The organism is Pseudomonas sp. BS3782 TE3695, from assembly GCF_050435305.1.
Lineage (GTDB): Bacteria > Pseudomonadota > Gammaproteobacteria > Pseudomonadales > Pseudomonadaceae > Aquipseudomonas.
In genome coordinates this window covers 915,370-935,067 of record NZ_JBNDKB010000001.1, presented here as the reverse complement: position 1 = coordinate 935,067, position 19,698 = coordinate 915,370, and the positions used below count along the sequence as shown (strand labels likewise).

Annotated in this window: 16 protein-coding genes and 1 pseudogene; 15 read left to right on the top strand and 2 right to left on the bottom strand. The window is 60.0% G+C overall.

Translation table 11 applies throughout. The annotated features are described in order from the left end of the window. The first annotated feature begins 15 nt into the window (after positions 1-15). From tssC to ABH909_RS04080, 15 genes and pseudogenes are all read left to right on the top strand, one after another. Complete coding sequence (gene tssC / locus ABH909_RS04150; RefSeq protein WP_007894498.1) at positions 16-1,509, top strand: type VI secretion system contractile sheath large subunit; 1,494 nt, start codon at positions 16-18, stop codon at positions 1,507-1,509. A 208-nt stretch (positions 1,510-1,717) separates the two neighbouring features. Then, complete coding sequence (locus tag ABH909_RS04145; protein ID WP_429430712.1) at positions 1,718-2,206, top strand: Hcp family type VI secretion system effector; 489 nt, start codon at positions 1,718-1,720, stop codon at positions 2,204-2,206. Positions 2,207-2,288: 82 nt separating this feature from the next. Further along, a complete protein-coding gene (locus ABH909_RS04140; protein WP_218395549.1) occupies positions 2,289-2,726 on the top strand; it encodes a type VI secretion system amidase effector protein Tae4 in 438 nt (145 codons plus the stop codon). An 8-nt stretch (positions 2,727-2,734) separates the two neighbouring features. Further along, on the top strand, positions 2,735-3,169 hold the full coding sequence (locus ABH909_RS04135; RefSeq protein WP_429430711.1) for a hypothetical protein: 435 nt from the start codon (positions 2,735-2,737) through the stop codon (positions 3,167-3,169). A gap of 137 nt (positions 3,170-3,306) precedes the next feature. Beyond that, positions 3,307-3,732: a hypothetical protein gene (locus ABH909_RS04130; RefSeq protein ID WP_429430709.1), complete on the top strand. Its 426-nt coding sequence runs from the start codon at positions 3,307-3,309 to the stop codon at positions 3,730-3,732. Then, a complete protein-coding gene (gene tssE / locus ABH909_RS04125) occupies positions 3,726-4,238 on the top strand; it encodes a type VI secretion system baseplate subunit TssE (protein ID WP_123357168.1) in 513 nt (170 codons plus the stop codon). Before ABH909_RS04130 ends, tssE begins: the two co-directional genes overlap by 7 nt. Continuing rightward, the gene (gene tssF, locus ABH909_RS04120; protein WP_429430707.1) at positions 4,235-6,094 is read left to right on the top strand and encodes a type VI secretion system baseplate subunit TssF; all 1,860 of its coding nucleotides are present in this window, start codon (positions 4,235-4,237) and stop codon (positions 6,092-6,094) included. The genes tssE and tssF overlap by 4 nt, the downstream gene beginning before the upstream one ends. Beyond that, a complete protein-coding gene (gene tssG / locus ABH909_RS04115; protein ID WP_429430705.1) occupies positions 6,058-7,110 on the top strand; it encodes a type VI secretion system baseplate subunit TssG in 1,053 nt (350 codons plus the stop codon). The genes tssF and tssG overlap by 37 nt, the downstream gene beginning before the upstream one ends. Next, positions 7,103-9,781, top strand: a complete 2,679-nt coding sequence (gene tssH, locus ABH909_RS04110) for a type VI secretion system ATPase TssH (protein WP_429430703.1) — start codon at positions 7,103-7,105, stop codon at positions 9,779-9,781. Before tssG ends, tssH begins: the two co-directional genes overlap by 8 nt. A gap of 151 nt (positions 9,782-9,932) precedes the next feature. After that, positions 9,933-11,870, top strand: a complete 1,938-nt coding sequence (locus ABH909_RS04105; protein ID WP_429430701.1) for a type VI secretion system Vgr family protein — start codon at positions 9,933-9,935, stop codon at positions 11,868-11,870. 18 nt (positions 11,871-11,888) lie between these two features. Continuing rightward, on the top strand, positions 11,889-12,323 hold the full coding sequence (locus tag ABH909_RS04100) for a DcrB-related protein (protein WP_123500815.1): 435 nt from the start codon (positions 11,889-11,891) through the stop codon (positions 12,321-12,323). A gap of 12 nt (positions 12,324-12,335) precedes the next feature. Further along, the gene (locus ABH909_RS04095) at positions 12,336-16,679 is read left to right on the top strand and encodes an RHS repeat-associated core domain-containing protein (protein ID WP_429430699.1); all 4,344 of its coding nucleotides are present in this window, start codon (positions 12,336-12,338) and stop codon (positions 16,677-16,679) included. After that, complete coding sequence (locus tag ABH909_RS04090) at positions 16,679-17,269, top strand: hypothetical protein (RefSeq protein WP_429430697.1); 591 nt, start codon at positions 16,679-16,681, stop codon at positions 17,267-17,269. The genes ABH909_RS04095 and ABH909_RS04090 overlap by 1 nt, the downstream gene beginning before the upstream one ends. Continuing rightward, positions 17,263-17,490: pseudogene (locus tag ABH909_RS04085) on the top strand (RHS domain-containing protein); the annotation flags it as partial. The gene ABH909_RS04090 and the pseudogene ABH909_RS04085, both read left to right, overlap by 7 nt. A gap of 138 nt (positions 17,491-17,628) precedes the next feature. Further along, positions 17,629-17,856: a hypothetical protein gene (locus tag ABH909_RS04080; RefSeq protein ID WP_429430695.1), complete on the top strand. Its 228-nt coding sequence runs from the start codon at positions 17,629-17,631 to the stop codon at positions 17,854-17,856. 208 nt (positions 17,857-18,064) lie between these two features. Here ABH909_RS04080 and ABH909_RS04075 read toward each other — a convergent pair whose 3' ends face one another. Beyond that, positions 18,065-18,340, bottom strand: a complete 276-nt coding sequence (locus tag ABH909_RS04075; RefSeq protein WP_003213368.1) for an HU family DNA-binding protein — start codon at positions 18,338-18,340, stop codon at positions 18,065-18,067. Positions 18,341-18,531: 191 nt separating this feature from the next. Next, on the bottom strand, positions 18,532-19,680 hold the full coding sequence (locus ABH909_RS04070) for an NAD(P)/FAD-dependent oxidoreductase (RefSeq protein WP_429430693.1): 1,149 nt from the start codon (positions 19,678-19,680) through the stop codon (positions 18,532-18,534). Positions 19,681-19,698: the final 18 nt, after the last annotated feature.

Below are 19,698 nucleotides of genomic sequence, written 5' to 3'. Positions count from 1 at the left end.
TCAGGACGAATGATCATGACCGATTCAGTACGTGCAGACGCTCAGACACTGAGCACCACCGAAGAAGCCAGCGAGTTCGCCTCCCTGCTGCTGCAAGAATTCAAACCCAAGACCGAACGCGCTCGCGAAGCCGTCGAGACCGCCGTGCGCACCCTGGCCGAGCAGGCCCTGGCGCAGACCGACCTGGTGTCCAACGACGCCATCAAGTCGATCGAGTCGATCATCGCCGCCATCGACGCCAAGCTCACCGCCCAGGTCAACCAGGTCATCCACCACCCCGATTTCCAGCAACTGGAAAGCGCTTGGCGTGGCCTGCATTACCTGGTCAACAACACCGAGAGCGATGAGCAACTGAAGATTCGCGTGCTCAATATCTCCAAGACCGACCTGCACAAAACCCTGAAGAAATTCAAGGGCACCGCGTGGGACCAGAGCCCGATCTTCAAGAAGATGTACGAAGAAGAATACGGCCAGTTCGGCGGCGAACCTTACGGTTGCCTGGTGGGTGACTACTACTTCGACCAGTCGCCTCCGGACGTGGAATTGTTGGGCGAGTTGTCGAAAGTCTGCGCCGCCATGCACTCGCCGTTCATCGCAGCCGCATCGCCGACCGTGATGGGTATGGGCTCGTGGCAGGAACTGTCGAACCCGCGCGATCTGACCAAGATCTTCACCACTCCGGAATACGCCGGCTGGCGCTCGCTGCGCGAATCGGAAGACTCGCGCTACATCGGCCTGACCATGCCGCGCTTCCTCGCGCGTTTGCCGTATGGCGCCAAGACCGATCCGGTGGAGGCCTTCGCCTTCGAAGAAAGCACCGACGGTGCTGACAGCTCCAAGTACACCTGGGCCAACGCCGCTTACGCAATGGCGGTGAACATAAACCGCTCGTTCAAACACTTCGGCTGGTGCTCGCGCATTCGTGGCGTGGAGTCTGGCGGCGAAGTGGAAAACCTGCCGGCGCACACCTTCCCGACTGACGATGGTGGCGTGGACATGAAATGCCCGACCGAAATCGCCATTTCGGACCGCCGTGAAGCGGAACTGGCGAAGAACGGTTTCATGCCGCTGCTGCACAAGAAAAACACTGACTTCGCCGCGTTCATCGGCGCCCAGTCGTTGCAGAAACCCGCCGAGTACGACGACCCGGACGCCACCGCCAACGCCAACCTGGCTGCGCGCCTGCCATACCTGTTCGCCACCTGCCGTTTCGCTCATTACTTGAAGTGCATCGTGCGCGACAAGATCGGCTCCTTCAAAGAGAAGGACGAGATGCAGCGTTGGTTGCAGGACTGGATCCTCAACTACGTCGACGGTGATCCGGCGCACTCCACCGAAACCACCAAGGCCCAGCACCCGTTGGCGGCGGCCGAAGTGATCGTCGAGGACGTGGAAGGCAACCCGGGGTACTACAACTCCAGGTTCTACCTGCGCCCGCACTATCAGCTCGAAGGTCTGACCGTGTCGCTGCGCCTGGTATCCAAGCTGCCTTCGGCCAAAGGCGCGTAAACAAGCGGATTTGTGGATAGGGCTTGCTCCCTGTGGGAGCGGGCTTGCTCGCGAAAGCGGTTGATCATCCAACATTGATGTCGACTGATCCGGCGCATTCGCGAGCAAGCCCGCTCCCACAGGTTCTGTGTCTTGCCTGACATTCAAAGAGATTTCGCAAGGTCGGCGTTAACCAAACAATGTGGTAGAGACCACACAGGGAGAAAACATGGCTGTTGATATTTTCATCAAGATCGGCGACATCAAGGGCGAGTCCATGGACAAGGCCCACAAGGACGAGATCGACGTCTTGAACTGGAGCTGGGGCATGTCTCAGTCCGGCAACATGCACGTGGGCAGCGGTGGTGGTGCAGGCAAGGTGAACGTCCAGGACCTGTCGCTGACCAAGTTCGTCGACAAAGCCTCACCGAACCTGATGATGCACTGCGCCAGCGGCAAGCACATCGACAAGGTCAAGCTGACCGTGCGCAAGGCCGGCGGCGAAAGCCAGGTCGAGTACATGATCATCAACCTGGAAGAAGTGCTGGTCACGTCCCTGAGCACCGGCGGCTCGGGCAGCGATGATCGCCTGACCGAAAACCTCACCCTGAACTTCGCCAAGGTGCTGGTGGACTACCAGCCGCAGAAAGCCGATGGCACCAAGGAAGGCGGGCCGGTCAAGTTCGGCTGGAACATCCGTCAGAACGTCAAGGTGTAATCGAAGATGCCCCCGGCGTTATGCACCGGGGGTGTTTTGGTGCTTGCTCGAATCCAATCCTTTCCTATCCGGTGTCTGAGTCATGGCCAAGCCTTCGTTTATTAATTTGTGGAGCAGCTATCCCACCGTCAAGGATCCATGCGACCAGCCCTGGGGCAACCAGTGCGCGATTCGTATGAGTGTCGCGTTGAATGGCGAGCTGACCATCAAGGTCAACAAGTCGACCTACACCGACCCAAAATGCAAGCATGACCATGCCCGTGGCGCCGAGTCTCTGGCGAACTGGCTGTGGCGGCATCATTTGGGGCGTCCGACTATTTTGAGTGGTAGCGCAGCCGATCGGCTGACACTCAGCCAGAAGACCGGAATCATCTTTTTCAAGGATTGCTTCAGCCGTGCAAACGAGCCTGAAAGTGAGCGCTCAGGTGACCACATCGACCTATGGAATCGTGGCCGAACCAAAGGTTTCTTTGATGGTGATTTCCTTTCCAGACAGGTCTGGTTCTGGGAGTTGACATGATAGGGCCAATGCTCCGAGCGACACTCCTGTGCGGCCTGCTGATCAGTTTGAATGCCTGCGCTGAAACCGATCCAGACCAACTCGACGCGCCCGCTCGCACTCAAGGAACGTTCGCTGGCCAGCTACTTAAGCTAGTCGACCAGAACGGTCAATGCGCCGTCCTCAAACCGGATCAGACTCATTTGGTACTGGGTATGGAATGGCCGTGCTATTTCAACCTGAACCCAAAGGGTGAATTGCGGGTAGAAATGTTCAGAGACGTCCCGATTTTCCTGGTCGAACGGAGCGTCCCCGAACCGCCGCCTAGTCGGGACTGCGATACAAAATCCCAGGCCGTACGCAAAATCAACGGCGTTCTGGAAGCCTCGTCGGTCAACCCCAGCGCCATGTGCGGGCTCGGCCAGCAAGACCAGAAAATGTTCACGGCACTATTCCGGTGGTAACCAAAATCGCCATCCGCAATCGCCTGCAACCGCCCCTCCCGGCCCGGTTGAACGCGCCGAGGGCGGTTGGTGTTTGCTGCTCCAGTCCAATCCTTCCCTGCTCGGTGTCCGAGTCGTGGTCAGGTCTTCGTTCATCAATGAAAAAGCATCTGCTCACCGTGTGCCTGGCGATGAATTTCATCAGCCTGGGCGCATGGGCCCAACATGCTGAACCAACAGCCACCCAGGCAGTCTTCGTCGGACAACAACTCAGATTGGTTGACAATCAGGGCCGATGCACACTGGTCAAACCCGACCAGACTCGTATGAAGCTGGACATGGAATGGCCTTGCAGCTTCAGTTTGGATAAACCGCAAAGGCTGCGTGTAGAGACTTTCAACGACATCCCGATATTCGCGGTCTGGCGTAGCGAGCACATGCCAGCGCCCAGCCGCGATTGCCTCAGCAAAATGCAGGCTATCCGCCAAATCAACGGGGCCCTGGAAGCGGGCGCCGCGAGTAACTATGCCTCCTGCGGCTCGGGCGGGGACCAAAAAATGTATGTGGGGCCATTTACGTGGTAACCGAAATCGCTACCCGCGATCGTCTGCAACCGTCCCTGCTGGACCGGTTGACCGACGACGACCCGAGCAACCTCAAGGAAAGCGCCGACAAGCGTGTGCTCTCCCTGACCCAATTGAAAGCTTCGGTGCTGCGCGACCTGGCGTGGTTGCTTAACACCACTTCATTGCTCAGCGCCGATGCGACGTTGCACACCCCGGCCGGCACGTCGGTGGTTAACTTCGGGCTGCCAGCCCTGGCCGGCAACAGTGCGTCGAACGTCGATATCGCGGCGCTTGAAGCGCTGATCCACCAGGCCATCGCTACGTTCGAACCGCGGATTCTACGGAACACCTTGCGCGTGCGGGCCCGGGCATCCGCCGAGATGAACCACAACGCCCTGAGTTTCGAGATCGAAGGCGATCTCTGGGCGCAGCCAGTGCCGCTGCGCCTGATGCTGCAGACCGACCTGGACCTGGAATCCGGCCATGTGCGAGTGATCAACGCCGATCAGCGGAGACGCTCATGAACCCGCGCCTGCTGGAACTGTACAACCAGGAATTGCACCACGTGCGCGAAAGCGCGGCGGAGTTCGCCCAGGAATACCCGAAAATCGCCAGTCGGCTGACGTTGTCCGGCATGGACTGCGCCGACCCGTACGTCGAGCGCTTGCTGGAAGGGTTTGCTTATCTGACGGCGCGAGTACAGCTCAAGCTCGATGCCGAATACCCGACCTTTACTCATAACCTGCTGGAAATCGCTTATCCCCATTACCTGGCGCCGACACCGTCGATGACTGTGGTGCAATTGCAGGCCGACCCTGATGAAGGCTCGCTGAGCAGCGGTTTCCCGCTGCCCCGGGACACGGTCCTGCGCACCGCTCTGGGCCGCGAAACCCAAACCTGCTGCGAGTACCGCACCGCCCACGCGGTGACGTTGTGGCCGTTGCAGGTCAGCCAGGCCGAGTATTTCGGCAACCCGTCCGCCGTGCTCGGGCGCCTGGCCGCCAGCGAACCCAAGGCCAAGGCCGGCCTGCGCCTGACCTTGCGCACCGGCGCCGAACTACCGTTCAACAGTCTGGCTCTGGACAACCTGCCGCTGTACCTCAATGGAGCAGACGAGCAACCTTTCCGCCTTTACGAACAGCTGCTGGGCAACGTCTGCGCTGTGTTCGCCCGTCAGCCCGGCGGTAATTGGGTGGAACGCCTGCCGCAGGACGCACTGCGCTCCCAGGGCTTCGACGATACCGACGCCGCGCTGCCGGTGGTCTCGCGGGCCTTCCAGGGCTATCGCCTGTTGCAGGAATACTTTGCCCTGCCCCACCGCTTTCTGTTTGTCGATTTCACCCAACTGAGCCGGCCGGTCAAACGCTGTGATGGCCAGGAACTGGAATTGATCGTGCTGTTCGACCGTCACGATCCGAGCCTGGAAGGCAGCGTCGGAGCTGCGCAGTTTCTGCCGTTCTGCACCCCCGCCATCAACCTGTTTCCCAAGCGCCTGGATCGCATTCACTTGTCGGAACGGGTCAATGAACACCATGTGATCGCCGACCGCACCCGGCCGATGGATTTCGAGATTCATTCCCTGACCACTCTCACCGGCCACGGCACCGGCTCGGAGCAGCCTTTTTTGCCGTTCTATGCGGTACGCGATCCGTCTCGCTACGGCCGCGATCAGGCCTGGTACACGGTGCGACGCGAACCCCGCGTGCTGTCCAGCGGACAGCGGCGCAACGGCCCGCGCTCGACGTACATCGGCAGCGAAACCTTCGTCAGCCTGGTGGACAGCCAGCAGGCGCCTTATCGCCACGACCTGCGCCAACTGGGCGTAACAGCGTTGTGCACCAACCGCGACCTGCCGCTGTTCATGAGTGTGGGCAACAGCAAGACCGACTTCACCCTGGCCGACAGCGCACCTGTGGCGGCGGTGCGCTGCGTGGCAGGCCCAAGTCGCCCACGCGCCAGCCATGCCCATGACGCCAAGGCCTGGCGGTTGATCAGCCAGCTGTCGCTGAATTACTTGTCCCTCAGTGAACAAGGCCAGGGCGCCGCCGCCCTGCGCGAACTGCTGCGTCTGTATGGCGACAGCAACGACGCGGCGTTGCAATTGCAGATCGAAGGCCTGCGCGAAGTCAGCAGCAAGGCCTGCACCCGACGCCTGCCGATGCCCGGCCCGATCGTGTTTGGTCGTGGCTTGGAGATCACCCTGGAATTCGATGAAAACGCGTTTCGCGGCACTGGCGTCTTTTTGCTCGGTGCAGTGTTCGAGCGCTTCCTGGCACGTTACGTGTCGATCAACAGTTTTACCGAGACGGTGATCCGTACCACCGAACGCGGCGAGATCATGCGATGGAAAGCCAAGCCCGGACGCCGTCCGACCCTGTGAGTACTCTGGACGCGATGCACCAGGAGCCCTGGGAATACGACTTCTTCCAGGCGTTGCGGCGTATCGAGTGCGAATCGCCTGAATTGCCGCGCCTGGGCCATTCGTTGCGCCTGGCCGATGATCCGCTGCGTCTTGGGCAACAAGCCGACTGCACCTTCGCCCCGGCGACCCTGGCGTCGGTACAGCCGGGCGTCGATGGCGCACCGGCGCGCCTGGAGCAGTTCTTTTTCGGCCTCGGCGGCCCCAACGGCCCATTGCCGCTGCACCTCACCGAATATGTACGCGAACGCCAGCGCAACAACGCCGACAGCACCAGCAAACGCTTTCTGGATGTATTCCATCACCGCCTGCTGAGCCTGTTTTATCGGGCCTGGGCCGAAGCGCGGCCGACCGTCAGCCATGACCGCCCGGACGATGACTACTGGTCGGCACGCCTGGCAGCACTGAGCGGCCGGGGCATGCCGAGCCTGCTCAAACAAGGGCTGATCCCCGATACGGCGAAGTTACATTACAGCGGTCATCTGTCAGCACAAACCCGCTACCCGGATGGTTTGAAGGCCATTCTCAGCGAGTACTTCGGCCTGCCGGTGGAGATCGAAGAGTACGTCGGCCAATGGCTGGAACTGCCGGAACGCAGCCGCGTGGGCGTCAGCGCCCATCAATTGGGCGTGGATTTTTGCCTGGGCCGTTACGTCTGGGATCGCCAGCACAAATTCCGCATTCGCCTGGGGCCACTCAAGCTGGATGACTACATGAGCATGCTGCCCGGTAGCCAACCCTTCAATGAGCTGGTGGCCTGGGTGGCCGAATACCTGGGCCATGAACTGGACTGGGACCTGAACCTGATTCTGAAACAGCCCGAAGTACCGGCGCTGCAACTCAATCGCCAGTTCCGCCTGGGTTTCAATACCTGGCTGGGCAAGCCCGAAAAAGATGCCAAGGACTTAATACTGGCCCGGCATTACGCCGAGCAGGCCAACACCTCACAAACCTCAAGGAGCCAAGAGCATGGGTGAAATCAGTCGCGCCGCGTTGTTCGGCAAACTCAACAGCGTGGCCTACAAAGCCATCGAAGCCGCCACCGTGTTCTGCAAGCTACGCGGTAACCCTTATGTAGAACTGGCCCACTGGTTTCATCAGTTGCTGCAATTGCAGGACTCGGACCTGCACCGCCTCATCCGCCAGTTCAATATCGAGCCGGCACGCCTGGCTCGTGACTTGACCGAAGCCCTGGACCGTTTGCCACGCGGCTCGACTTCAATCACTGATTTGTCCTCCCATGTGGAAGAAGCCGTGGAACGTGGCTGGGTCTACGGCAGCCTGATGTTCGGCGAAAGCCAGGTGCGTACCGGTTACCTGGTGCTGGGCATCCTCAAGACGCCGAGCCTGCGCCATGGGCTGCTCGGACTGTCGGTAGAGTTCGACAAGATCAAGGCCGAGACCCTGAGCGAGCGTTTTGCCGAATACGTCGGTGACTCGCCGGAAAATGCGCTCAGCGCCAGCGACGGTTTCAACGCAGGCAGCGTGCCCGGTGAAGCCAGCGGCGCCATAGCCCCGAGCGCCATGGGCAAGCAGGAAGCGCTCAAGCGTTTTACCGTCGACCTCACCGAGCAGGCCCGCAGTGGCAAGCTTGACCCGATTGTCGGGCGTGATGAAGAGATTCGCCAACTGGTGGACATCCTCATGCGCCGTCGGCAGAACAATCCGATTCTGACCGGTGAAGCCGGCGTCGGTAAAACCGCCGTGGTAGAAGGTTTTGCCCTGCGCATCGTCGCCGGTGACGTGCCGCCGGCGCTCAAGGATGTGGAATTGCGCAGCCTCGACGTTGGCCTGTTGCAGGCCGGCGCAAGCATGAAAGGTGAATTCGAACAGCGCCTGCGCCAGGTCATCGAAGACGTCCAGGCCTCGCCAAAACCGATCATCCTGTTTATCGACGAAGCCCACACGCTGGTCGGTGCCGGTGGCGCCGCCGGTACCGGGGACGCGGCCAACTTGCTCAAGCCAGCTTTGGCCCGGGGCACCCTGCGCACCGTGGCCGCCACGACCTGGGCCGAGTACAAGAAGCATATCGAGAAAGACCCGGCCCTGACCCGCCGCTTCCAGGTGGTGCAAGTCGCCGAGCCGTCCGAAGACAAGGCATTGCTGATGATGCGCGGCGTGGCCTCGACCATGGAAAAACACCATCAGGTGCAGATCCTTGACGAAGCCCTGGAAGCCTCGGTCAAGCTCTCCCATCGCTACATCCCGGCGCGCCAGTTGCCGGACAAATCCGTGAGCCTGCTGGACACCGCTTGCGCCCGGGTCGCTATCAGCCTGCACGCCGTGCCGGCCGAGGTGGACGACAGTCGTCGTCGCATAGAGGCATTGGAAACCGAACTGCAAATCATCGCCCGCGAGCACGCCATCGGCATCCTCATCGGCGCCCGCCAGAGCAACAGCGAAAACCTGCTGGCCGCCGAGCGCGAACGCCTGGCCGAACTGGAAAGCCGCTGGGCCGAAGAGAAAACCCTGGTGGACGAACTGCTCGCCACCCGTGCCACCCTGCGCGAAAGCGTCGGCGTGGTAGACCGCGACGTTGGCAGTGAAGACAGCCACGTCCTGCGCGAGAAACTGGTGGACCTGCAACAGCGTCTCAGTGCTCTGCAAGGGGAAACCCCGCTGATTCTGCCGACGGTCGATTACCAGGCCGTGGCCTCGGTGGTTGCCGACTGGACCGGTATTCCGGTGGGCCGCATGGCCCGTAACGAACTGGAAACCGTGCTCAATCTCGATCAGCACTTGAAGAAACGCATCATCGGCCAGGACCACGCCCTGCAGATGATCGCCAAGCGCATCCAGACCTCCCGCGCCGGCCTCGACAACCCGAGCAAGCCGATTGGCGTGTTCATGCTCGCGGGCACTTCCGGCGTGGGCAAGACCGAAACCGCCCTGGCCTTGGCCGAAGCCATGTACGGCGGTGAGCAGAACGTCATCACCATCAACATGAGCGAATTCCAGGAAGCCCATACCGTGTCCACCCTCAAGGGCGCGCCACCAGGCTATATCGGCTATGGCGAAGGCGGCGTGCTGACCGAAGCCGTGCGGCGCAAACCCTACAGCGTGGTGCTGCTGGATGAGGTGGAAAAAGCCCACCCGGACGTGCACGAGATCTTCTTCCAGGTCTTCGACAAAGGCGTGATGGAGGACGGCGAAGGCCGGGTGATCGACTTCAAGAACACCTTGATCCTGCTGACCACCAATGCTGGCACCGAGCTGATTGCCCAGGTCTGCAAAGACCCGCAAAACGTGCCCGAGCCCGAAGAGATCGCCAAGGCCCTGCGCCAGCCGCTGCTGGAGATTTTCCCGCCGGCATTGCTGGGCCGCTTGGTGACCATTCCGTACTACCCGCTCAGCGACGAGATGCTCAAGGCCATTACCCGCCTGCAACTCAACCGCATCAAAAAGCGTGTGGAGAACACCCACAAAGTGACCTTCGATTACGACGACGCGGTGATCGACCTGATCGTCTCACGCTGCACCGAAACCGAAAGCGGTGGGCGGATGATCGACACCATCCTGACCAACAGCCTGTTGCCAGACATGAGCCGCGAGTTCCTCACTCGCATGCTCGAAGGCAAAGCGCTGGCAGGCGTGCGGATCAGCGCCCGGGATAACGAATTGCACTACGACTTCAGCGACGCGGCCTAAGGCCAAACCGCCTTTCTTTGTAGGAGCTGCCGAAGGCTGCGATCTTTTGATCTGGCTCTTCGGCTTGAGACTCAAGTGGTATCGAGAAAAGATCGCAGCCTCACTTCGCTCGACAGCTCCTACGGGAAATGAGGCGGCAAAGGGATAACTAATGCTATTCAAGCAACTCTCACGCTTGGCAAAAATCACCAGCCCCCTGGGGCCGGATGTGCTGTTGCTCAAGGACATGGGCGGCGGCGAAGAGCTGGGGCGGCTGTTCAACTATGAGCTGCAATTGCACTCGCTGGACAACGCCATCGACCTCAACCAGTTGCTGGGCAAACCCATGTGCCTGAGCCTGCAACTGGACGGCGGTGGCGAGCGCTATTTCCATGGCATCGTTGCTCGTTGCAGCCAGAACGTCGACCTGGGCCAGTTCGCCAGCTACCAGGTCACGCTACGGCCTTGGTTTTGGTTGCTGACCCGCACCTCCGATTGCCGGATTTTCCAGAATCTGACCATCCCGCAAATCATCAAGCAGGTGTTTCGCGACCTGGGTTTTTCCGATTTCGAAGATGCCCTGAGCCGGCCCTATCGCGAGTGGGAATACTGCGTGCAGTATCGCGAAACCAGCTTTGATTTCGTCAGCCGCCTGATGGAGCAGGAAGGGATCTACTACTTCTTCCGCCATGAACAGGGTCGTCATGTGCTGGTATTGGCCGATGCCTACGGCGCCCACACCAGCGTGCCCGGCTACGCTTCGGTGCCCTACTATCCCAAGAATGAACAGCAGCGCGAACGCGATCACATTCATGACTGGCGCCTGGCCCAGGAAGTCCAGCCGGGCTCGCTGGAACTCAACGACTATGACTTCCAACGCCCCAGCGCGCGAATTGACGTGCGCTCGGCCATGCCTCGTCCACACACCGCCGGCGACTATCCGCTGTACGACTATCCCGGCACCTATGTGCAAAGCGCAGACGGCGAACATTACGCCCGCACCCGCATCGAAGCCTTGCAAACACTGCACGAACAGGTCGAGTTCGCCGGCAACGCCCGGGGCCTGGGGTCGGGACATTTGTTCAGCCTCACGGGCTTCAGCCGCCAGGACCAGAACCGCGAATACCTGATCGTCGGCGCCCGTTACTACGTCGCCCAGGAAAGCGGGGAAACCGGCGGCGCTGGCGCTTCGGCGCAGTTCGAAAGCAGCCTGACCTGCATCGACGCGCAACAAAGCTACCGTCCCCTGCCCAACACCCATCGGCCTATCGTCAAAGGCCCGCAGACCGCACTGGTGGTCGGCCCCAAGGGCGAGGAAATCTGGACCGACCAGTTCGGCCGAGTGAAGGTGCATTTCTATTGGGACCGACACGACCAGTCCAACGAAAACAGTTCGTGCTGGATTCGCGTGTCGCAATCCTGGGCCGGGAAAAACTGGGGCTCGATGCAGATCCCACGAATCGGCCAGGAAGTGATCGTCAGCTTCCTCGAAGGCGACCCGGACCGGCCGATCATCACCGGCCGCGTCTACAACGCCGAACAAACCGTGCCCTACGACTTGCCCGAAAACGCCACCCAAAGCGGCATGAAAAGCCGTTCGAGCAAGGGTGGCACTCCGGCGAACTTCAACGAAATCCGCATGGAAGACAAGAAAGGCGCCGAGCAGCTGTACATCCATGCCGAGCGCAATCAGGACATCGTGGTCGAGGTGGATGAAAGCCACTCGGTGGGCCACGACCGCAACAAGAGCATCGGGCATAACGAGACGGTGACCATCGGCAACAACCGCCTGCGTATCGTCAAACAGGAAGACATTCTTTCGGTGGGCCAGCGCAAGACCGACAGCATCAGCCAGAGCTACGTCATTGAAGTGGGTGAGAACCTGCGGCTGGTCTGTGGAGAAAGCATCCTGGAGCTCAATGCCAGCGGCCAGATCAACCTGACCGGCGTGCAAATCAGCTTCTATGCCAGCGGTGATGCCGAGATCAACACCGGCGGCGTGCTGCACCTGAACAACGGCGGCGGCGCTGGCGCCACGCCTGATGGCCAGGGCGTCAAGGCCAGCATCGATGCCAACATCAATGCCGCGTTTCCCAAGCCCAAGGGCTAATCACGAGATCTGTGTTCCATGACTTACCGAATCAATGAATTCCAGTTCCAACTGCCGGCAGGCGAACTGCAAGACGCGTCGATCAACATCCTCAAGTTTCCTGAACTGGGCACTTCGCTGATTGTCAGCCGCAGCTTGCTGGCTGAGGGCGAAACCCTGCAAAGCAACTTCGACGACCAGCTCAAGCGCCTGGAAAAACAAGTGCAAGACTTGCGTTTTCAACCGGGTGTCGCCGTGCGCCTGGGGGCCAACCAGCAAGTCGAAGGCATCGAATTGCGCAGCCAGTTCAACAAGGGCAACGACAAAGTCTTCCAATACCAGTTGGCACTGGTGTTGCCCGGCACCCGCAAGATGCTCGCCCTGAGCTACGTGAAAGCTGAAAAACTCGGCGAGGCCGAAGCCGCGCATTGGGCGACCATCAAGAATTCGCTGCTGTTCGACGTTCCGGCCTGATGAGCACCCTGCATGTCTGACGCACTCTGGGCCGCCCGGCTGGGCGATGCGCTCGAACACACCTCGATGATGGCCGACATCCTCGGTGGCGTGCTCGAGGTGGCAGCCAACATCGCGATTACCGCGCTGGCCACAGCCGCCGTGGTGGCGGCCACCGGCATCACCGTCGTCACCGGCGGGTTGGGTTGTATCGTGCTCGGCCTGGTGGTGGGCACGATCGTCGGTCTCGCCATGAGCAAGACCGGGGCCGACAAGGGCCTGAGCAATTTATGCGAGAGCTTCAGCAACGCGCTGTTTCCGCCCACGGTGCAGGCAAATATTCTCACCGGCTCCACCAACACCCTCACCAACAATATTCCCGCCGCTCGCGCCGCCGGGGCGATCCCGTCCCATGTCACGCCCGCCGGCACCGAGCTGGAAATGCCCGAGCCCGAAGCCGAAGCCAGCTACCTCGACATGGCCGAGAGCTTCTTCTCCCAGATGTGGCGCCCCACCGTTGCCACCCCGGCGCCCGGCGCGGTGCCCAAGCCGCTGGACCTGCTCGTCTGCATGAAGCATCCGCCAATGCCGCCGCAGTTTCTGGCCGAGGGCTCGGACAAGGTCACCATCAACGGCCAGCCCGCCGTGCGCAGCGGCGATCGCAGCACCTGCGACGCCAAGGTCGTGTCGTCCGGACTGATCTCCTCCAACGTGACCATTGGCGGCGGTTCGGTGGTGGTGCGCGAGATCCGCAGCGGCAAGACCCCGGGCGTGGGGCTGGCAGTCACCGCGTTGCTGATGCTCAAAGGCGGCAAGGGTAAGTTCTTCAGCAAATTGCCGTGCATGCTGATCGGTGGCGCGACGTCGATGGCCGTCAGCAGTGCGATGGGGGCGATGGCCAACGCCGCCATGGGCTCGTCGAACCCGGTGCATGCGGCGACCGGGGCCAAAGTGCTGGGTGGCGATGAAGAGCTGGATTTCGTGTTGCCCGGCCTCTTGCCGATGGATTGGCAGCGCTTCTACAACAGCCGTGATGAACGTCGCGATGGGTTGTTTGGGGCGGGTTGGAGTGTGTCGTATGAGGTGTGCGTCGAGATCCTGCCGCACCCGGAGGGTGGTGAAACGCTGATCTACACCGATGAACAGGGTCGGCGCATCGACATGGGTTCGATTCCCCTGGGTGGTGCGGTGTTCAGTGCGGGGGAAGGGCTGAGTGTTCGGCGCCATCTTAATGGGCAGTTATTGATTGAAAGCGATGACGGCGTGTATCGCTTGTTCAATCCAACGCCGGGCAATACCGCGTTGCTGCGCCTTGATCAATTGGGTGATCGCAATGACAACCGCATCTACCTCGACTATGACGAAACCGGACGCTTGGTGCGGCTGCGCGACACCTTCGATCTGGTGCAGGTCGAGCTGATTCGCGAACGCGACCGTGTTGCTCGGGTTGAGCGCCTGTATCCGGATCAAGGCCGCGAAATACTCGCCAGTTATGCCTATGACACAGCGGGCGATCTGGCCGAAGTACGCGACGCCACCGGCCAGGTACAACGGCGCTTCAGTTATGACGCCGGACGACGGATGGTCGAGCACCAGTTGCCCACGGGGCTGCGCTGCTTCTATGAGTGGGCTTACATCGAGGAAAAAGAATGGCGCGTGGTCCGGCACTGGACCGACGAGGGCGACGCTTACCAGTTCGACTATGATCTCGACGCCGGTGTCACGCGCATCACCGATAGCTTGCAGCGCGTCAGTACACGACGGTGGAACAACCAGCACCAGATCACCGAATACGCTGACAACCTCGGCCAGACCTGGCAGTTCGAATGGAACGACGAACGCCAATTGCTCGGCGCCGCCGACCCACAGGGCGGTCGCTATGCCTACAGCTACGACGACGCCGGCAACCTGATCGGCGAAACCGACCCGCTGGGCCGCAGCGATTCGACCCTATGGCTCGAGCACTGGGCCTTGCCATTGGTGGACACCGATGCCGCCGGAAACAGCTGGCGGTACCACTACGATCAGCGCGGCAACTGCATCGCCGAAACCGATCCGCTGGGCCACATCACCCGCTACCGCTACGACACCCACGGCCAGGTCGTCGAGATCATCGACGCCACTGGCAAAAGCAAGAAACTGCGCTGGAACCCGTTCGGCCAACTGGTCGAGCACATCGATTGCTCGGGTTATCCGACGCGGTTCAACTATGACAACCGGGGCTATCTGCAAACCATCACCGATGCCCTCGGCGAACGCACCCAATTCAGCTATGACGCCCAAGGGCGCCTGCTCAGCAGCCAATTGCCGGACGGCCGCACCGAGCAGTATCAGCGCGACGTCAGCGGCCAGTTGACCGGTTATACCGACCCGGCTGGGCACACCACGCTCTATCAACACAACCGTCGCGGCCAGGTCCGTCAGCGCACCGACGCCCATGGCCGGCAGGTGCAATTCGGGTATGACAGCTACGGGCGGCTGCAAGCGCTGACCAACGAGAACGGCGAAAGTTATCGGTTTGCCTGGGATGCCGGCGATCGGCTGACCGAACAACAGGATCTGGATGGCAGCGCCAAGCGCTACGCCTATGACCTGTTGGATAACGTCGCGGCGGTGACGGCTGTTCCGGCGCCTTACGGCAATGGCTTGGCCATCGTCCCCGAGACGCCCCCGGCCTCCATCGTTCATCGACTGAAACGCGACGCCATCGGCCGGCTGATCGCCAAAATCACCGACGATGGCCGCACCGACTACACCTATGATCCGCTGGACCAACTCACCGCCGTCACCTTCACCGACCACCATGGCAACGCACAAACCCTGAGCTTCGCCTACGATGCTCTCGGCCAGTTGCTCGCAGAACAGAGCGCGGCTGGCAGCCTGCACCACCACTACGACGAACTCGGCAACCTGATCCAGACCCAACTGCCCGACGGCCGCTGGCTCAATCGCCTGTATTACGGCAGCGGCCACCTGCACCAGATAAACCTCGACGGCCAGGTCATCAGCGACTTCGAACGCGATCGCCTGCACCGCGAAGTGCTGCGCACCCAAGGCCAGATCAGCACCCGCAGCGAATACGACCGCAGCGGACGTTTACGCTCACGCCAACGCCGACACAGCAGCCAGCCATCGCTGATGCCGGCCGCCGTGCAGAAACATTTCGAGTACGACCCCGCCGACAACCTGATCGGCAAACTCGATCAGCAACCCGCCGCGCAACACCGCCAACTGCTGCACTACGACGCCACCGGCCGCATCATCGCCAGCCAGGACAGCCTGCACGGCCAGCGCGAAACCTTCGCCTACGACGCCGCCGCCAACCTGCTGGACGGCCCACACCCCGGCGCCGGGCTGGTGGTGCACAACAAACTGCTGACCTATCAGGACAAACGTTACCGCTACGACGCCTTCGGCCGGATGATCGAAAAACGCAGCGCTAAACGGGGCGTGCAGCGCTTCGGTTACGACGCCGAAAGCCGGTTGATCGAAGTGCGCAATGACAACGGCAGTGTGGTCAGGATGACCTACGACCCGCTGGGCCGACGCATCGAAAAAACCGGGCACGACAGCAACGGTTATCCACTGGGAGAAACCCGCTTCACCTGGGACGGCCTGCGCCTGCTGCAGGAACATCGCCATCAGCAGACCAGCCTCTACCTCTACGAAGACGAAGGCTACGAACCCTTGGCCCGCGTCGACGGCACCGGCCCGCTGCAAAAAATCCGCTACTACCACAACGACCTCAACGGCCTGCCGGAACAGCTCACCGAAGCGGACGGCCACAATGTCTGGCAGGCGACTTATCGTGTGTGGGGCAACACGTTAGAAGAGGTGCGTGAGCCGTATTACATTGAAGAGCAGAACCTGCGGTTCCAGGGGCAGTACCTGGACCGGGAGACGGGGCTGCATTTCAATACGTTCAGGTTTTATGATCCGGATGTGGGGCGGTTTACGACGCCCGATCCGATTGGGTTGAAGGGAGGATTAAACCTCTATCAATATGGACATAACCCCGTTGGATGGGTGGACCCATGGGGTTGGAGTTGTGTCCAGTTCAAACGCTGGAAAAGAGGCGACGCTATTGATAAACCTCTGCCTAACGGCAAAGCTCCTGCATGGGACGTAGTGAGGTCAAGGTATTGGAAGAATCGACACGAAGCCTCGAAAGCTTCAGGTGAGTTCAGTCCAGCCAATATGAGCCGAATGAAACGTGGCTCGGCCCCCTTGGACGCAAACGGAAACTCGATGGAGTTGCATCATCACAACCCTCAACGCAATGGCGGAGTCGGTGTGAACAACCCCCGAAACTTACGAGAAGTCACACGAGAACAACATGCCGAACTTGATGACTTCAGACATCTAGGAACCAAGTAATGACTGCTATAGAAATTGTGAAGCAATTTGTCGAAGCATCCATTTCGCCAAAAGAATTCGAAGGGAAAATTTATGCCAACTCATCAATTGAAGAGCTACTAAAAAGCGAGAAAAACTTACCAGCTTACGTGGCGGAACCAGACCTATACACATACGCCATTAGTCAAAACTATGAAAACCTCGAATCCATATATAACACCCAAATTCTTTTATCTGACTTTCTAAACAAGAAAAACATACCCCACAAGGTCGAAAAAAAATACGAAGAGCTATTTAACCTAACGCTGAAAATTCAGCCCAAATGGTTGTCCCTACCATCAGACTATCTATCCAGCCTCATTGAAGACAAAAAATCACTTAGCGCCAAAGAGCTGCAGCTATGGTTAAAGGAAAAAATAAAAAGTGATTTTCGCTCTCTGAAGACACCACCTAAATGGCTCCAAAACCCCGAATGGCCTATACAGGATGGAAAGCCAATGATTTTTTTGGGGCAACTCGATATTAGTGATTTAAGCCATGACAACTCTCAGGCTTATTTGTTTTTTGATGAAAACAAGAGAACGTTTCATACGATCACGCAATCTTGCTGACCAGCCTTTACCTCTACGAAGACGAAGGCTACGAACCCCTGGCCCGCGTCGATGGCACCGGCCCGCTGCAAAAAATCCGCTACTACCACAACGACCTCAACGGCCTGCCGGAACAGCTCACCGAAGCGGACGGCCACAACGTCTGGCAGGCGACTTATCGGGTGTGGGGCAACACGTTAGAAGAGGTGCGCGAGCCGTATTACATTGAAGAGCAGAATTTGGGCGAGCCTGACGCAGTAGCATTGCGTGCTCTGACACAACGCAAACGTACGGCCAGTTGGGCGAGTTTGGTCACTCCGGCTCCGGATCCAGAGATAACGCAGTAGAAAAGTGGAGCGAAGGGAAAACCACGATTCAACTTGTCAAAACAGCTGCGCATGAGGCTACGCTCCCGCACCGTTGGTTCTGTCGCTCAATATGAAAAACACGAGAGCATTGAGTCAGTCCTTGCGGCCCCGGATATGGATCATCTGGAATCCGCCATTGGTAAGAAGCTACCGACGCCCTTTAGAAACCATTACCTCAAGTACAACGGCGGCGTACCGGAGCGGACCTATTGGGTCAGCGAAGAATTCGACGAGGAGTGAATGAGCCAACGCCGCAAAAAGTAGCAGGCTTGGCTAGAAGCGGTGGAGCGAGCGCTGGATCACCTGAATGAGCCGGAAATAGCAGCGATTCTCGCCAGGAAACAAAGCCGAGTCGGCTAATCCGCCAGACAGAAAAAATGGGCACCCAACCTCGTTAGCGTGCCCATTTTTTATCCCGCTCGCCCGCTGTGCGGGAAGTCGGTGCGTGTTACGGATTAACGCTGTCTTTCAACGATTTTCCCGGCTTGAACGCAACAGTATTACTGGCCTTGATTTTGACTGGCTCACCGGTCTGCGGGTTTTTGCCTGTACGTGCACCGCGATGGCGTTGCAGGAAAGTCCCGAAGCCCACCAGCGTGACGCTGTCTTTGCGGTGCAGAGCGCCGGTGATTTCTTCGAGAACGGCGTTGAGGACGCGGTTGGCCTGTTCTTTGGTGAGGTCTGCTTTTTCCGCAATTGCAGCGGCGAGTTCTGGTTTACGCATTAGTGAAGCCCCTTTGACGGTTTTTTGTTGTTATGTCCGTGCTGTTCTCGTTGGAACAGCGCCTAAGGCGCCGCAGTGCTCTACTCTGCGGCAGACGGGAGTGAGGATGGCACGCGCTTAAGAGCGGCGCCAGTCTCCCCGCGACCTTTGTGGGGGCAAAAGCGGGGTGATTCCGACAGAACGACCGCTATTTACGCCAGCAAGGGCGGAAGCTCTTTGTTCAGGGCGAGTTTTTCCATCACAGCCGCGCCTGTCAGGGCATAGCCCAGTAATTGGCCGGCGCTGTCGCGGCACAGCACCTTGATGTCTGCGCCCTGCCCTTCGACCGTCCAGACGCCTTCCGCCCCCCGTGGCGGCGGCGAAACCACCAATGGGCAGATCGGGGTTTTCACGGTGATCGGCATCGGGCCATAACTCACCGCGGTAGGGTTTCCGGCGAGGGTTTGAGCCAGCGCTCTCGCACAGCTCATGAGGGGCATGACGTACAACAGATTCAGCCCGTCGACCTCGGCGCAGTCGCCCAAGGCGTAGATATTGGCGTGAGAGGTTTTCAGATGACGGTCGACTACCACGCCACGGTTGACTTGCAGCCCGGCAGCGGCTGCCAGGTCGATGCGCGGACGCAGGCCGATGGCCGACACCACCACATCGCAAGGAATGACCTGACCATCGGACAGATGGGCCTCCAGGCCGTCAGCCACTCGCTGCAAGCGATTGAGCACCGGCCCGAGATGGAAGCGTGCGCCCAGGCTTTCCAGGCCGGCCTGGACCGCAGCAGCCGCTGCCGGGTGCAGCAAGGTCGGCATGACCTGTTCGCACGGTGCAACCAGTTGCACCTCGTAGCCACCAAGCATCAGGTCGTTGGCGAATTCGCAGCCGATCAGACCCGCGCCCAGCAGCAACACCCGGCGCTTGCCGGCCACCGCCGCGCGAAAACGTGCGTAGTCTTCAAGATCGTTGATCGGGAAAACGGCATCGGCCGCGTCGCCTTCGATCGGCACCCGCACGGTTTCCGCGCCCCACGCCAGGATCAGGTCACGGTAGATCACCGCTTCTTCGCCGATCCACAGACGCTTGTGGCCCGGATCGATGCCGCTGATGCGCGTGTGTGTGCGCACTTCGGCTTTCAGTTGCTCGGCCATGGCACCTGGTTCGGCCATGCTCAGGCCGTCGGCGTCTTTATTCTTGCCGAAGCCGGTGGAGAGCATCGGCTTGGAGTAGGAGCGCCCATCATCTGCGGTAATCAGCAGCAGCGGGGTTTCGCCATCGAGTTTGCGAAACTCCCGGGCCAGGTTGTAGCCAGCCAGCCCAGTGCCGACGATCACGACCGGTGCGTTCATTCCTTGCTCCTTGCTTGT

What these genes read in the sequence shown, in the direction of transcription:
- tssG (WP_429430705.1), top strand. Translation starts at nt 6,058, where the DNA reads ATGGAAAGCCAAGCCCGGACGCCGTCCGACCCTGTGAGTACTCTGGAC.
- ABH909_RS04090 (WP_429430697.1), top strand. Translation starts at nt 16,679, where the DNA reads ATGACTGCTATAGAAATTGTGAAGCAATTTGTCGAAGCATCCATTTCG.
- tssH (WP_429430703.1), top strand. Translation starts at nt 7,103, where the DNA reads ATGGGTGAAATCAGTCGCGCCGCGTTGTTCGGCAAACTCAACAGCGTG.
- tssF (WP_429430707.1), top strand. Translation starts at nt 4,235, where the DNA reads ATGAACCCGCGCCTGCTGGAACTGTACAACCAGGAATTGCACCACGTG.
- ABH909_RS04100 (WP_123500815.1), top strand. Translation starts at nt 11,889, where the DNA reads ATGACTTACCGAATCAATGAATTCCAGTTCCAACTGCCGGCAGGCGAA.
- ABH909_RS04095 (WP_429430699.1), top strand. Translation starts at nt 12,336, where the DNA reads ATGTCTGACGCACTCTGGGCCGCCCGGCTGGGCGATGCGCTCGAACAC.
- ABH909_RS04145 (WP_429430712.1), top strand. Translation starts at nt 1,718, where the DNA reads ATGGCTGTTGATATTTTCATCAAGATCGGCGACATCAAGGGCGAGTCC.
- ABH909_RS04130 (WP_429430709.1), top strand. Translation starts at nt 3,307, where the DNA reads ATGAAAAAGCATCTGCTCACCGTGTGCCTGGCGATGAATTTCATCAGC.
- ABH909_RS04140 (WP_218395549.1), top strand. Translation starts at nt 2,289, where the DNA reads ATGGCCAAGCCTTCGTTTATTAATTTGTGGAGCAGCTATCCCACCGTC.
- ABH909_RS04070 (WP_429430693.1), bottom strand. Translation starts at nt 19,680, where the DNA reads ATGAACGCACCGGTCGTGATCGTCGGCACTGGGCTGGCTGGCTACAAC.
- ABH909_RS04135 (WP_429430711.1), top strand. Translation starts at nt 2,735, where the DNA reads ATGCTCCGAGCGACACTCCTGTGCGGCCTGCTGATCAGTTTGAATGCC.
- ABH909_RS04075 (WP_003213368.1), bottom strand. Translation starts at nt 18,340, where the DNA reads ATGCGTAAACCAGAACTCGCCGCTGCAATTGCGGAAAAAGCAGACCTC.
- ABH909_RS04105 (WP_429430701.1), top strand. Translation starts at nt 9,933, where the DNA reads ATGCTATTCAAGCAACTCTCACGCTTGGCAAAAATCACCAGCCCCCTG.
- tssC (WP_007894498.1), top strand. Translation starts at nt 16, where the DNA reads ATGACCGATTCAGTACGTGCAGACGCTCAGACACTGAGCACCACCGAA.